Source organism: Thioalkalivibrio sp. AKL6 (assembly GCF_000376905.1).
Classification (GTDB): Bacteria; Pseudomonadota; Gammaproteobacteria; order Ectothiorhodospirales; family Ectothiorhodospiraceae; genus Thioalkalivibrio; species Thioalkalivibrio versutus.
The window spans coordinates 344626-358746 of sequence record NZ_AQXS01000011.1; the positions used below are offsets into that span (position 1 = coordinate 344626).

Genomic DNA, 14121 nt, shown 5'->3' on the forward strand with positions numbered 1-14121 from the left:
GCTACTTCTCCAGACCGTCGAGGATCTCGTCGACCCGCTCGGGGGTGAGATTCTCGTAGTACTTGTGGTCCACCTGCATCATCGGGGCGCCGCAACAGGCTGCAAGGCACTCCTCTTCCAGCTTCAGGTAGAACTTGCCGTCCGGTGTAGTCTCGCCGCGCTTGATGCCCAGACGCTTCTCGAGGTGCTCGATGATCGGCTCGGCGCCGCGCAGCATGCAGGAGATGTTGTCGCACACCATGATGGTGTGCTTGCCCACCGGCTCCAGTTCGTACATGGAGTAGAACGAACCCACCTCGTACACCGCGATCGCCGGCAACCCGAGATAGTCGGCCACGGCGTCCATCTTCGCGGTGGAGAGATAGCCATCCTCGTGCTGCACCGCACGCAGAGCACCCAGAACGGCCGAGCGCTTCTGATCCTCGGGATAGCGCGCCAGCCAGGCATCGATCTCTTCGCGCTCGTGCGCGCTCAGCTCGACCTTCTTCGCGGCGTGCTTGTGGAAGGCGACAGTTTTCTGTTCGGCAGCCATCAGCGGTCGATCTCCCCGAATACGATGTCTTGGGTCCCGATGATGGCGACCACGTCGGCCAGCATGTGGCCGCGCGCCATCTCGTCCAGCGCGGACAGGTGCACAAAGCCCGGCGGACGGACCTTCAGACGATACGGTTTGTTGGAACCATCCGAGACCAGGTAGACCCCGAACTCGCCCTTCGGATGCTCGATCGCCGCGTAGGCCTCGCCTTCCGGCAGGCACATGCCCTCGGTGAACAGCTTGAAGTGGTGGATCAGGGCCTCCATGTCGGCCTTCATCTCCTCGCGCTTCGGCGGGGTGATCTTGTGATCCTCGAGGAGCACCGGGCCCGGATTCTGGCGCAGCCAGTCCACACACTGACGAATGATGCGGTTGGACTGGCGCATCTCCTCGATGCGCACCAGGTAGCGGTCGTAACAATCGCCGTTGGTGCCCACCGGGATGTCGAAGTCGAGACGGTCATAGACCTCGTAGGGCTGCTTCTTGCGCAGGTCCCACTCGATTCCCGAGCCGCGCAGCATCGGGCCGGTGAAGCCCAGCTGCTTGGCACGATCCGGGTCGACCACACCGATCCCGACGGTGCGCTGCTTCCAGATCCGGTTATCGGTCAGCAGGGTCTCGTACTCGTCCACACAGCCGGGGAAGCGCTCGGTAAACGCCTCGATAAAGTCCAGCAACGAGCCCTGACGGATCTTGTTCAGGTCATCCACCACCTCCTGCGACTTCCAGGAGGACGGTTGATACTTCGGCATCGTGCCGGGCAGGTCCCGCGCGACACCGCCGGGGCGGTAATAGGTCGCGTGCATGCGCGCACCCGACACCGCCTCGTAGCAGTCCATCAGGTCCTCGCGCTCACGGAAGGCGTACAGGAACACCGCCATGGCGCCGATATCCAGCGCATGCGCGCCCAGCCACATCAGGTGGTTCAGGATGCGGGTGATCTCGTCGAACATCACCCGGATGTACTGCGCGCGCAGCGGGGCCTCGATGCCCAGCAGCTTTTCCATCGCAAGCACATAGCCGTGCTCGTTGGCCATCATGGACACGTAGTCCAGACGGTCCATGTAGCCGATCGACTGGTTGTACGGCTTGCTCTCCGCTAGCTTCTCGGTGCCGCGGTGCAGCAGGCCGATGTGCGGGTCGGCCCGCTGCACCACCTCGCCATCCATCTCCAGCACCAGGCGCAATACGCCGTGGGCGGAGGGATGCTGCGGCCCGAAGTTGAGGGTGAAGTTGCGAATCTCAGGCATTCTCGGCTCCTTCGCCCGGCTTCTCGCCCTCGCTGTAGCGATGGTCGGCGCGGATCACCTTGGGCACCAGCACGCGCGGCTCGATCGTCACCGGCTGGTACACCACACGGGCCTGCTCGGCGTCATAACGCATCTCGACATGCCCGATCAGCGGGAAGTCCTTGCGGAACGGATGCCCCACAAAGCCGTAGTCCGTGAGGATGCGGCGCAGGTCCGGATGCCCGGAGAACAGGATGCCGAACAGATCGAAGGCCTCGCGCTCGAACCAGTTGGCCGAGGCCCAGACATCCACGAGGGATTCGACCTCGGGGAACTCCTCGTCGCTCAGCCAGGCGCGCATCCGCACGCGGCGGTTATGCTCGAGCGACAGCAGGTGAGCCACCACGGTGAACCGCGGGCCGTCCCAGTTGGAATCTTCCGGCGCATCATCGAAGGTGAAACGCCCGGAGGTCGCCGCTTCGACTCCGCGGGAAAAGCCCGTATTGGTGGCGGAGTCGGTGCCCCATTCGTCCTGCCCGTATTCGAGGTAGTCCACCCCGCACAGGTCGATCAGGATCTCGAAGCCCAGGGCGTCGCGCAGCTTCTCGCCTGCCTCGCGCCAGGAGCCCGGTGCGATATCGACAGTAATCTCGCCGTTCGCCTCGTGCAGGCTTTCCAGGGCATCGCCCAGTTCCGCCCGCAGGGCGTCGGTCCAGTTGTCTTGTTCAGCCATCTGCTACCCCGGGTGCGTCAGCGCGCGATCGTGTTCGTGCGCCGGATCTTGTTCTGCAACTGGATAATGCCGTAGAGCAGCGCCTCCGCCGTCGGCGGGCACCCCGGCACATAGACATCCACCGGCACGATGCGGTCGCAACCGCGCACCACCGCGTAGGAGTAGTGGTAGTACCCGCCCCCGTTGGCGCAGGACCCCATGGAGATCACCCAGCGCGGCTCGGGCATCTGGTCGTAGACCTTGCGCAGAGCCGGCGCCATCTTGTTGACCAGGGTGCCGGCCACAATCATCACGTCCGACTGGCGCGGGCTCGGCCGAAAGATGATCCCGAAGCGGTCGAGGTCGTAGCGCGCGGCACCGGCATGCATCATCTCCACCGCGCAGCACGCGAGACCGAAGGTCATCGGCCAGAGCGACCCGGTGCGGGCCCAGTTGATGAGCTTGTCCGCCGAGGTGGTGACGAAGCCCTTCTCAAGAACGCCTTCTATTCCCATTCCAGCGCCCCCTTCTTCCACTCGTAGATGAAACCGACGACCAGAATGACAAGAAACAGGGCCATCGCAAGAAGCCCGAACAGGCCAATGGTGTCTAGCGACACGGCCCACGGGAAGAGAAACGCGATCTCGAGATCAAAGATGATGAACAGGATCGCGACCAGGTAGAAGCGGACATCGAATTTCAGCCGCGAATCCTCGAAGGCCTCGAAGCCGCACTCGTAGGGCGAATTCTTCGCCGCGTCCGGCTTGTGCGGACCCACGGCCATACCGACCACCAGCGGCACGACGCCGATCACGATGCCTACTGCGATGAACAGCAGGATGGGTAAATAACCTTCCAGCATTTCTCTCTCCCGTACGCCGCCTCAGGCGGGCAGGTTCGCGAGGCGTCGCGTGGATCGAGCGCGCCGGCGAGCCGTTCAGCGTTGCTGGTTGAAAGCGCGGGTACGACTCGGTCCCGCAGAGACGCGGCAGAGCCGTACACCGGGCACGGAGTCTAGGTGATGCCCAAAAACGGTGTCAAGTATTCGTAATTTTATAAGATGCTGTTTTTATTGCTGATTACTCCGGGCGCCGACAGATATTCAGCGGCCCGGGGCAACGAGTATTTGGTGCAGATGGTGGGACTCGAACCCACACGGCTTGCGCCACTACCCCCTCAAGATAGCGTGTCTACCAATTCCACCACATCTGCCAATTCGTACAGGTACCGGATCTCAATCGGGCACATCGGCCGGCCGGCCGGATTGTGGGCCGCTGCCACCCGGGGGCTCTTGCCCCGGGAGCACTTCGGCCGGGAGGTCCGGCGGACCATCGCCCTCTTCTTCCATCGCCTCCATCTGGTCCAGCAGGCTCTCGGCCTCCGGGCTGGATGCCGCCAGATACGCCAGCGTCAGGCTGTTGAGGAAAAAGACCACCGCCAGCACGGCCGTCGAGCGGCTCAGGAAGTTGGCCGACCCGGCCGCACCGAACACCGTCGCCGAAGCGCCGCTGCCGAAGGCCGCGCCGGCATCGGCGCCCTTGCCGTGCTGCATCAGGATCAGCGCGATCAGGCCAAGCGATACCGCGACCTGGACCACCAGGAGCAGGCCGTAAATCATGCCGCGACCTGCTCGCCCGCGGCGCGGGCAATGGCGGAAAATGCGTCGGCATCCAGCGAGGCACCGCCGATCAAACCGCCGTCGATGTCCTCGAGCGCCAGGAGGCCGGCCGCATTATCGGCCTTCATGCTGCCCCCGTAGAGGATGCGCAGATCGGCTGCGACCTGCGGGTCACGACCCGCAACACGGTTGCGGATGAATGCATGCACTTCCTGGGCCTGTTCCGGCGTGGCGGTCAAACCGGTGCCAATCGCCCAAACCGGCTCGTAGGCGATCACGGCGCGGTCGAACGCCTCGACTCCGGCCGCATCCAGGACCGCATCGAGTTGCTCGGCGACCACAGTCTCGGTGCGCCCGCCTTCTCGGTCGGCCTTCTGCTCGCCCACACACAGGATCGGCGTCAGCCCGGCGGCCTGCGCCGCAACGAACTTGGCTGCTACCCAGGCATTGTCCTCGTTCTGCCGCTCGCGGCGCTCGGAATGCCCGACGATCACATAGCGGCAACCGACCTCGGCCAGCATGGAGCCGGCCAGTTCGCCGGTGTAGGCACCCTTTTCCTGGTCGGAACAATCCTGCGCGCCGACGGCGATGGAGCCACCGGACAGGTCGTTCGCGATTTCGGCGAGGTAGACCGCGGGCGGGCAAACCGCCACGTCCACGCCCCGGATGTCGCCCAGGCTGCCCTTCAGGGCGGACAGGAGCGCGCGGTTCGCGTCCCGCGAACCGTTCATCTTCCAGTTTCCGGCGACCAGCGGCGTGCGCATGCGGATCTTCCTCCTGCGATCGGCCGAACCCCGCAGATACACGGGGTCCGATCATGATGATTAGAGCGGCGGGATGTTACCGGCGCACCGGTAGCAAATCAACCAAGCCATCGCGGGGCGCGCAGGCGAGGCGTCGTAGCGGCGATCAGATCGCCGCCCGGATGCTGTCTGCGATGCGCTCGGCGGCCGAGCGGGTCTCGTCGACATCTTCGCCCTCAACCATCACCCGCACCAGGGGCTCGGTACCGGAGGGACGCAGCAGGACCCGGCCACGCTGGCCGAGCTGATCTTCCACCGCGGCGACCTCGGCGCGCACTGGCTCGGCCTCCAGGCAGCCGGCCGCGGCACCGCTGACGGGCACGTTGATCAGGCACTGCGGCAGCTTGGGAATGGCCGCTGCGAGCGCCGAGAGCGGCTGGCCGGTACGGTGCATCAGGTGTGCAACCTGCAACGCCGCCACCGTACCGTCGCCGGTCGTGGTGTGCTCCAGACAGACAATATGACCCGACCCCTCGCCGCCCAGGGTCCAGTCGCGACGGCGGAGCTCCTCCAGGACATAGCGATCCCCGACCTTCGCACGCACGAACGGGATGCCGGCGGCCCCCAGGGCCTGCTCCAGCCCCAGGTTGGTCATCAGGGTCCCGACCACACCGCCGTCGAAGCCCCCGGCCTGCTGCCGCGCCAGCGCCAGGATACCGAGGATCTGGTCCCCGTCGACCACGGTGCCATCGGCATCGGCCAGGATCACCCGGTCACCGTCGCCGTCCAGCGCAATCCCGAGATCCGCCCCGGTCGCCCGCACCTGTTCGGCGACGTTCTCCGGATGCAGGGCGCCGACCCCGTCATTGATGTTGTAGCCGTCCGGACTGGCGCCGAGGATCTCGACCTGCGCCCCCAGCTCCTCGAACACGTGCGGGGAGACGTTGTAGGTCGCGCCGTGGGCACAATCGATGACGATCTTCATCCCGCGCAACTCGGAACGCGCCGGGATCGCGCTCTTGCAGAACTCGACGTAGCGTCCAGCGGCATCCTGGATGCGCACGGCCTTGCCCAGACGCGCACTGTTGATGGGCTGTGCCGGCTGATCGAGACGCGCCTCGATGGCCGCCTCGGTCGCATCCGGCAGCTTGTCGCCCTCGGGGGTGAAGAACTTGAACCCGTTGTCGTGAAATGGGTTGTGCGAGGCACTGATCACGACGCCCGCAGTGGCACGGAAGGTATGCGTCAAGTAGGCGATGGCCGGGGTCGGCATCGGTCCCAGCAACGCGACATCCAGCCCGGCGGCGGACAGCCCGGCCTCCAGCGCCGACTCGAACATGTAGCCGGACACGCGCGTGTCCTTGCCCACCAGGACTGGCCCCTGGCGGTGGCCGTTCTCGCCCAGCACCTCGCCCACGGCATACCCGAGGCGCAGCGCAAACTCCGGCGTCATCGGCCAGTCGCCGGTGCGCCCACGGATGCCGTCGGTTCCGAAATACTTGCCCATCAGTTCCCTCGATTGTCCTGTCCGTCGCCACCATCCGGTCGCAACGCTGAGTATAGCGCCAGGGCATCACGGGTCGCCGAGACATCGTGCACACGCAGGACACGCGCACCGGCCTGTGCCGCCAGCAGGGCCGCCACGGCACTGCCGGGATCCCGGTCAGCGACCGGACGGTCATCCAGCAGCTGACCGATCATCGACTTGCGCGAGACGCCCACCAGCAGCGGCAAGCCGGAGGCCGCCAGGCGCGGCAGGCCGCGAAACAGCGCGACGTTGTGCTCCAGGGTCTTGCCGAAGCCGAAGCCCGGATCCAGCAGGATCTGGCCGCGCGGCACGCCGCCACGCAACAACTCCGCCACCCGCTGCTCGAGGAAGGCGCGCACCTCGTCCACCACATCGTCGTAATGCGGCGCCCGCTGCATCGACTGCGGATCGCCCTGCATGTGCATCGCGCAAAGCGCTACGCCACGCTCGCGGGCTGCCCCCATCGCGACCGCCAGCGCCCCTTCGGCGCGAAAGCCGTTCACGTCATTCAGCATCCCGGCACCGACGGCAACCGCCTCGCGCATCATCTCCGGCTTCATGGTGTCCACGGACAGCGGAACATCCAGTTCCGCGCGCAGGGCTTCGATGACCGGAAGCACCCGCTGACGCTCATCCTCCAGCGCCACTGGCGCCGCACCGGGGCGAGTGGATTCGCCGCCCACGTCAAGGATCTCCGCCCCCTCCGCGACCATGGCGCGGGCCCGCGTCAGCGCATCTTCCACCCGCGCGTACTGGCCACCGTCGGAGAACGAGTCCGGGGTAACGTTCAGAATCCCCATGATGCGCGGCTGCCCGAGGTCCAGGGCGTGCCCCCCGCATTGCAGTACCGGTGCGTCAGTCGGCACGATCGGCGTTCTCCTGTGAGTACCCAACGAAAAAGGCCGCCAGGACGAGGGCCTGGCGGCCAGTGGCGGCGACCGGACCCAAGCCCGGTCACGAAGTGGACGGATCAGGACTGCGGCGCAGGACCGCCGACCACACCCTTGTCATCGTCACCCCGGCCATCGGAGCCGTCCTTGGCGTCGCCATCGGCATCCGAGGCACCACCCTCGGCCTCGTCGCTGGCCTGCGCCGAGCCACCGGAACCGCCGCCGCTATCCCAATCCGCCGGCTCGCGGGGCTCGCGCCCGGCCATGATGTCCGCGATCTGCTTGTCGTCGATGGTCTCGTATTTCATCAGTGCCCGCGCCATCGCGTGCAGCGTATCGATATTGTCGACCAGGATCTGCTTCGCATGCTGGTAGTTCGCATCGATGATGTGACGGACCTCGGCATCGATCTGGCGCGCAGTGTCGTCGGACATCGGCTTCGACTTGCCCATTTGCCCACCCAGGAACGGATGCCCTTCTTCCTCACCGTAATCCAGCGGGCCGAGCTTTTCCGACAGGCCCCACTTGGTGACCATGTTGCGGGCGATCTGAGTGGCGCGCTCGATATCGTTCGAGGCTCCGGTGGTCACCTTGTCATTGCCGAAGATAATCTCTTCTGCCAGACGCCCGCCAAACAGGCTCGCCAGCTGACTCTCCAGACGCGTCTTCGAGTGGCTGTAGCGGTCCTCCTCGGGCAGGAACATGGTGACACCCAAGGCTCGCCCACGCGGGATGATGCTGACCTTGTAGACCGGGTCGTGCTCCGGCACCGTCAGGCCAACAATCGCGTGGCCGGCCTCATGGTAGGCGGTCAGCTTCTTCTCGTCCTCGGACATCACCATAGACTTGCGCTCGGCGCCCATCATGATCTTGTCCTTGGCGCGCTCGAAGTCGGACATGTCCACCAGGCGCTTGTTGGAGCGCGCCGCAAACAACGCCGCCTCGTTGACCAGGTTGGCCAGATCCGCGCCGGAGAAACCCGGCGTGCCCCGCGCGATCAGATCCGGACGCACATCGTCGGAGATCGGCGTTTTCTTCATATGCACCTTGAGGATCTGCTCGCGACCGCGTACGTCCGGCGGCGGCACCACCACCTGGCGGTCGAAGCGACCCGGGCGCAGCAGCGCCGGGTCAAGCACGTCCGGACGGTTGGTCGCGGCAATCACGATAACCCCCTCGGTGCCCTCGAAGCCGTCCATCTCGACCAGCAGCTGGTTCAGGGTCTGCTCACGCTCGTCGTGACCGCCGCCCATACCGGCGCCACGCTGGCGGCCGACCGCGTCGATCTCGTCGATGAAGATGATGCAGGGGGCGTGCTTCTTGGCCTCGGCGAACATGTCGCGCACGCGCGAGGCGCCCACGCCAACGAACATCTCGACGAAATCGGAACCGGAGATGCTGAAGAACGGTACCTTGGCCTCGCCGGCAATCGCCTTGGCAAGCAGCGTCTTGCCGGTACCCGGAGAGCCGACCATCAGCACGCCGCGCGGAATCTGGCCACCCAGCTTCTGGAACTTGGACGGGTCGCGCAGGAAGTCGACCAGCTCGGTCACCTCCTCCTTGGCCTCGTCGCAGCCGGCCACGTCATTGAAGCTGACCTTGACCTGGTCCTCGGACATCAGCTTGGCCTTGGACTTGCCGAAGGACATCGCGCCCTTGCCACCGGCACCACCGCCCTGCATCTGGCGCATGAAGTAGATCCACACGGCGATCAGCAACAGGATCGGGAACCAGCTAATCAGGATGCTCATCAGCAGGGAGCGCTCGGCTTCCTCGTGGGCATTCAGCTCCACGTTGTTCTGCAACAGGTCGCCGATCAGACCGGGGTCGTTCGGGTTCACCGTGGTAAACGCCTGGCCCTCGATCGTCGTACCCTCGATCTTCTCGCCCTTGATGGTCACGTTGTCCACGCGACCGCCCTGCACGTCGCGGATGAACTCGGAGTACGTAATGCTCCGAACATCCTGCGTCTGCTGCTGCGGGCCGAAGTTGTTGAAGACGGACATCAGGACGACGGCAATTACCGCCCAGATGATCAGATTCTTGGCCAGACCGTTCAAAACGACACCTCGAAGAACATTTAATCGTTAGCTTTTGGCAGCTTTACACATCCCGGGGCTCGCGCGCCAATACGTACACTTCGCGTGACCGTGGCCGCGATGCCTTCGGCTTGCGCACCTTTACCGAGCCGAACCGCCGACGCACCTCGGCCAGATAGGCATCCGAACCTTCACCCTGAAACAGCTTGACCAGAAATGCGCCCCCGGGGTTCAGAATGCGTGTCGCCAAGTCCAGCGCCAGTTCACAAAGATGGATCGAACGCGGCAGATCCACCGCACCCGTCCCGGTCAGGTTGGGGGCCATGTCGGAAAGCACAAGATCGGCACGCTCATCGCCCACAAGGGCAAGTATCGCGTCCAGCACGGCGTCCTCGCGGAAGTCGCCGGTGACGATCTCCGCGCCCGGCACCGGGTCCATCGGCAATATGTCCGTGGCAATCAGCACGCCCTTGCGGCCAATCTTCCGAGCGGCGTACTGCGTCCAGCCGCCCGGTGCCGCACCGAGGTCCACCACGCGCATGCCGGGTTTCAGCAACCGGTCGCGCTCATTGATCTCCTGCAGCTTGTACACCGCCCGCCCGCGGTAACCCTCCTGCTGGGCCCGCTGGACGTAGGGATCGTCGAAATGCTCCTTCAGCCAGCGCTGACTGGAGCGGCTACGCTTGGGCATTGAGCGGCCTCGCAGCTGCGGACGGCATGCTACAATTTTGATGTTTAAACACTGAAAATGGCCTCCTGTGAATCTGACCGACGCGCAACGCCGCCATCTGCGCAGCCTCGCCCATCCGCGCAAGCCCATCGTGACCATTGGCCGCAATGGGCTGACTGATGCCGTACTGGCGGAGCTGGAGCTGGCGCTGACCCACCACGAGCTGGTCAAGATCAAGGTGAACATCGGCGACCGCGAGGTCCGCAACGGCACCGTGGAAGAGCTCTGTGAACGCACTGGCGCCGCGCGAGTGCAACGCGTCGGCTATGTCGCCACCCTGTTCCGCCGCAACCCGGATGACCCGAAGGTCTCCCTGGACCCGGCCTGACCCCACCGCCCGGTTGCGCCCCTGAGCGCGACCGGGACCCGCCACGTCATCAGTTGACGTAGCGAACCTCCAGGATCTCGTATTCCGTCTCCCCGCCCGGGGCCTGCACGGTCACGACGTCGCCTTCTTCCTTGCCGATCAGCGCCCGCGCAATCGGCGAGGACACCGAGATCATGTTGTTCTTGATATCGGCCTCGTCGTCACCAACGATCTTGTAGGTGACCTGGCGCCCGTCCGCAGTCGCCTCCAGCACCACGGTGGTCCCGAACACCACCTTGCCGGTCTGCGGCAGGGTGGCCACGTCGATGATCTGGGCGTTGGAGAGCTTCGACTCCAGCTCGCGGATGCGGCCCTCGATGAAGCTCTGCTGTTCGCGGGCCGCGTGGTACTCGGCATTCTCCTTGAGGTCACCATGCTCGCGCGCATCGGAGATCGCGTTGACCACGCGCGGGCGATCCTCGCCCTTCAGCTTCTTCAGCTCTTCCTTCATCTTTTCCGCGCCAGTCACGGTCAAGGGCGTCTTGTTCATGCGCTTTTCCCTCCGAGATTTTCCTGGTGGAGGTCCTGCAGCCGGAAGACGTCATTCGCCCCCAGGTGATCCAGGGCCTGTACGGTGGCCTTGGCCCCGGCGATCGTGGTGGTATAGCCCACCTTGTGCATCAACGCCTCGCGGCGAATGGTGTAGGAGTCGGAGGTCGACTGCTTCCCCTCCACGGTATTGATGATGAAGCTGATCTCGTCGTTCTTGATCATGTCCACGATGTGCGGGCGACCCTCGGTGACCTTGTTCACGCGCGTCACCTGAATGCCGGCTTCCTCCAGCACGTTCGCCGTGCCACGCGTCGCCAGGACCTCGAAGCCCAACTCCACCAGGCGCCGGGCCACTTCCGCCACGTGCGGCTTGTCGATCTCGCGCACCGACACGAAGGCCTTGCCGGTGGACGGCAACAGTACGCCCGCTCCCAGCTGGCTCTTGGCGAACGCCTCGGCAAAACTGCGCCCGACCCCCATCACCTCGCCAGTGGATTTCATCTCCGGCCCCAGGATCGGGTCCACGCCCTGGAACTTGGCGAACGGAAACACCGATTCCTTCACCGAATAATAGTCCGGATAGACCGCATCGCCCACGCCCTGCTCGGGCAGGGTCTGCCCGACCATGCAACGCGCGGCGATCTTGGCCAGTGGCCGTCCGACGCTCTTGGAGACGTACGGCACGGTGCGCGAGGCCCGCGGATTCACCTCCAGCACGTAGATATCGTCGCCCTTGATCGCAAACTGGGTGTTCATCAGGCCGACGACCTTCAGGCCCAGTGCCATCTTGCGCACCTGCTCGACCATCTCGTCCTGGAGTTCCATGGACAACGAGAACGGCGGCAGGGAACAGGCGGAGTCGCCCGAGTGCACGCCGGCCTGCTCGATGTGCTCCATGATCCCGCCGATGATCACGTTCTCGCCATCCGAGATCGCGTCCACATCGACCTCGATGGCGTCATCCAGGAAGCGGTCCAGCAGCACCGGGGCATCATTGGAGACGGACACCGCGTTCTTCATGTAGCTGCGCAGGTCCTCGCGGTCGCGCACGATCTCCATCGCGCGCCCACCGAGCACGTAGGACGGACGTACGACCAGCGGGTAGCCGATCTCCTCGGCCAGCTTCTCGGCCTCCTCCTCGCTGCGCGCGGTGCGGTTCGGCGGCTGCTTGAGCCCCAGCTTGTTCAGCAGGGCCTGGAAGCGCTCGCGGTCCTCGGCCAGGTCGATGGAGTCCGGGCTGGTGCCGATGATCGGCACGCCGGCGGCCTCCAGGTCCCGCGCGAGCTTCAGTGGCGTCTGGCCACCGTACTGCACGATCACGCCGGCCGGCTTCTCGGTCGCCACGACCTCCAGCACGTCCTCCAGCGTCAGCGGCTCGAAATACAGCCGGTCCGAGGTGTCGTAGTCGGTGGAGACGGTCTCCGGGTTGCAGTTAACCATGATGGTCTCGTACCCGTCCTCGCGCATCGCGAGTGCGGCGTGCACGCAGCAGTAGTCGAACTCGATGCCCTGACCGATGCGGTTGGGCCCGCCGCCCAGCACCATGATCTTCTGCTTGTCGGTGGGATCCGCCTCGTTCTCCTCTTCGTACGAGGAGTACATGTAGGCCGTGGTGGTCGCGAACTCGGCCGCACAGGTATCCACCCGCTTGTACACCGGGCGCACGCCCAGTCCATGGCGGTGTTTGCGCACCGCCTTCTCGGTATCGTTCACAAGCTTCGCCAGGCGCAGGTCGGAGAATCCGCGCTGTTTCAGACGGTACATCTCCTCGGCGCTGATCTCGCCCAGGATGCGGTCCTTCACGCCCTTCTCGACGTCCACCAGCTCCTGGATCTGGGCCAGGAACCAGGGGTCGATCGCGGTCAGGTCGAAGATATCCTGGATCGAGAAACCGGCACGGAAGGCATCGGCCACGTACAGCACCTGCTCGGGGCTGGGGTTGGCGAGCTTCGTGCGTAGCTGATCGGTCACGTCATCGGCGGTCAGATCGATGCGCTCGTCGAGGCCGTCCATGCCGGTCTCCATCGAGCGCAGCGCCTTCTGGAACGACTCCTGGAAGGTGCGGCCAATGGCCATGGCCTCGCCCACCGCCTTCATCTGGGTGGTCAGGCGCGCATCCGCCTGCGGGAACTTCTCGAAGGTGAAGCGCGGGATCTTGGTGACCACGTAATCGATGGACGGCTCGAACGAGGCCGGCGTCAGGCCGCCGGTAATGTCGTTCTTCAGCTCGTCGAGGGTGTAGCCCACCGCCAGCTTGGCCGCGACCTTGGCGATGGGGAAGCCGGTCGCCTTGGAGGCCAGCGCGGAGGAACGCGACACCCGCGGGTTCATCTCGATCACGATCATGCGCCCGTTTTCCGGGTTGATCGCAAACTGCACGTTGGAGCCGCCGGTCTCCACGCCGATCTTGCGCAACACCGCCAGCGAGGCGTCGCGCATGATCTGGTATTCCTTGTCGGTCAGGGTCTGCGCCGGGGCCACGGTGATCGAGTCACCGGTGTGGATGCCCATCGGATCGAGGTTCTCGATCGAGCAGATGATGATGCAGTTGTCCGCCTTGTCGCGGACCACCTCCATCTCGAACTCCTTCCAGCCGAGCGCGGACTCCTCCAGCAGCACCTGGTTCACCGGCGAGAGATCGATCCCGTTCTTGACGATGTACTCGAACTCCTCGCGGTTGTAGGCGATGCCGCCGCCCGAACCACCGAGGGTGAACGACGGCCGGATGATCACCGGAAAGCCAATCTTCGGCTGGATCTCCTGCGCCTCCTCCCAGGAGTGCGCGAGCATCGCGGTCGGGGTATCCAGGCCGATATCAGCCATCGCCGCCTTGAAGTGGTCGCGGTCCTCGGCCATATCGATCGCCGCCTCGTTGGCACCGATCATCTCTACACCGAACTTCTCCAGCACGCCTTCCCGGGACAGGTCCAGCGCGCAGTTCAGCGCGGTCTGCCCGCCCATGGTCGGCAGCACCGCGTCCGGGCGCTCCTTCTCGATGATCTGGGCGACCGTCTGCCAGTCCACCGGCTCGATGTAGGTGGCATCCGCCATCTCGGGGTCGGTCATGATGGTCGCCGGGTTGGAGTTCACCAGGATCACCCGGTAGCCCTCCTCGCGCAGGGCCTTGCAGGCCTGGGCGCCGGAGTAGTCGAACTCGCAGGCCTGACCGATCACGATCGGGCCGGCCCCGAGGATCAGGATGCTCTGGATGTCGGTACGCTTGGGCATGTGACGGCTC

At 65.1% G+C, this 14121-nt stretch carries 14 protein-coding genes and 1 tRNA gene; 1 reads left to right on the plus strand and 14 read right to left on the minus strand.

From position 1 onward, the window contains the following. Position 1 precedes the first annotated feature (1 nt). From nuoE to rlmE, 12 genes are all read right to left on the minus strand, one after another. The gene (gene nuoE / locus D575_RS0112360; protein WP_018146233.1) at positions 2–532 is read right to left on the minus strand and encodes an NADH-quinone oxidoreductase subunit NuoE; all 531 of its coding nucleotides are present in this window, start codon (positions 530–532) and stop codon (positions 2–4) included. Continuing rightward, positions 532–1785: an NADH-quinone oxidoreductase subunit D gene (locus D575_RS0112365; RefSeq protein ID WP_018146234.1), complete on the minus strand. Its 1254-nt coding sequence runs from the start codon at positions 1783–1785 to the stop codon at positions 532–534. Before D575_RS0112365 ends, nuoE begins: the two co-directional genes overlap by 1 nt. Further along, complete coding sequence (locus D575_RS0112370) at positions 1778–2497, minus strand: NADH-quinone oxidoreductase subunit C (RefSeq protein ID WP_018146235.1); 720 nt, start codon at positions 2495–2497, stop codon at positions 1778–1780. Before D575_RS0112370 ends, D575_RS0112365 begins: the two co-directional genes overlap by 8 nt. A gap of 17 nt (positions 2498–2514) precedes the next feature. After that, positions 2515–2991 carry an NADH-quinone oxidoreductase subunit B family protein gene (locus D575_RS0112375; RefSeq protein WP_012982122.1) on the minus strand — a complete coding sequence of 159 codons (477 nt, stop codon included), beginning with the start codon at positions 2989–2991 and terminating at the stop codon, positions 2515–2517. Continuing rightward, a complete protein-coding gene (locus D575_RS0112380) occupies positions 2982–3338 on the minus strand; it encodes an NADH-quinone oxidoreductase subunit A (protein WP_018146236.1) in 357 nt (118 codons plus the stop codon). The genes D575_RS0112375 and D575_RS0112380 overlap by 10 nt, the downstream gene beginning before the upstream one ends. A gap of 265 nt (positions 3339–3603) precedes the next feature. After that, positions 3604–3688: transfer RNA gene (locus D575_RS0112385), tRNA-Leu, on the minus strand. A 22-nt stretch (positions 3689–3710) separates the two neighbouring features. Beyond that, positions 3711–4094 carry a preprotein translocase subunit SecG gene (secG, locus tag D575_RS0112390; protein ID WP_018146237.1) on the minus strand — a complete coding sequence of 128 codons (384 nt, stop codon included), beginning with the start codon at positions 4092–4094 and terminating at the stop codon, positions 3711–3713. After that, positions 4091–4858, minus strand: coding sequence for a triose-phosphate isomerase (gene tpiA / locus D575_RS0112395; protein WP_018146238.1), 768 nt, complete (start codon positions 4856–4858; stop codon positions 4091–4093). Before tpiA ends, secG begins: the two co-directional genes overlap by 4 nt. Before the next feature lie 145 nt (positions 4859–5003). Beyond that, on the minus strand, positions 5004–6344 hold the full coding sequence (glmM, locus tag D575_RS0112400; RefSeq protein WP_018146239.1) for a phosphoglucosamine mutase: 1341 nt from the start codon (positions 6342–6344) through the stop codon (positions 5004–5006). Then, the gene (folP, locus tag D575_RS0112405; protein ID WP_018146240.1) at positions 6344–7231 is read right to left on the minus strand and encodes a dihydropteroate synthase; all 888 of its coding nucleotides are present in this window, start codon (positions 7229–7231) and stop codon (positions 6344–6346) included. Before folP ends, glmM begins: the two co-directional genes overlap by 1 nt. A gap of 104 nt (positions 7232–7335) precedes the next feature. Then, positions 7336–9315 carry an ATP-dependent zinc metalloprotease FtsH gene (ftsH, locus tag D575_RS0112410; RefSeq protein ID WP_018146241.1) on the minus strand — a complete coding sequence of 660 codons (1980 nt, stop codon included), beginning with the start codon at positions 9313–9315 and terminating at the stop codon, positions 7336–7338. A 43-nt stretch (positions 9316–9358) separates the two neighbouring features. Continuing rightward, positions 9359–9985 carry a 23S rRNA (uridine(2552)-2'-O)-methyltransferase RlmE gene (gene rlmE, locus D575_RS0112415; RefSeq protein ID WP_018146242.1) on the minus strand — a complete coding sequence of 209 codons (627 nt, stop codon included), beginning with the start codon at positions 9983–9985 and terminating at the stop codon, positions 9359–9361. A gap of 67 nt (positions 9986–10052) precedes the next feature. Here rlmE and yhbY point away from each other — a divergent pair, with 67 nt between their 5' ends. Next, complete coding sequence (yhbY, locus tag D575_RS0112420) at positions 10053–10352, plus strand: ribosome assembly RNA-binding protein YhbY (protein WP_018146243.1); 300 nt, start codon at positions 10053–10055, stop codon at positions 10350–10352. A 49-nt stretch (positions 10353–10401) separates the two neighbouring features. Here yhbY and greA read toward each other — a convergent pair whose 3' ends face one another. Both greA and carB read right to left on the minus strand, forming a co-directional pair. Continuing rightward, positions 10402–10881: a transcription elongation factor GreA gene (gene greA, locus D575_RS0112425; RefSeq protein WP_018146244.1), complete on the minus strand. Its 480-nt coding sequence runs from the start codon at positions 10879–10881 to the stop codon at positions 10402–10404. Continuing rightward, entirely contained in the window at positions 10878–14111 is a 3234-nt protein-coding gene (gene carB, locus D575_RS0112430; RefSeq protein ID WP_018146245.1) for a carbamoyl-phosphate synthase large subunit, read from the minus strand. The genes greA and carB overlap by 4 nt, the downstream gene beginning before the upstream one ends. Between the last annotated feature and the right edge of the window lie 10 nt (positions 14112–14121).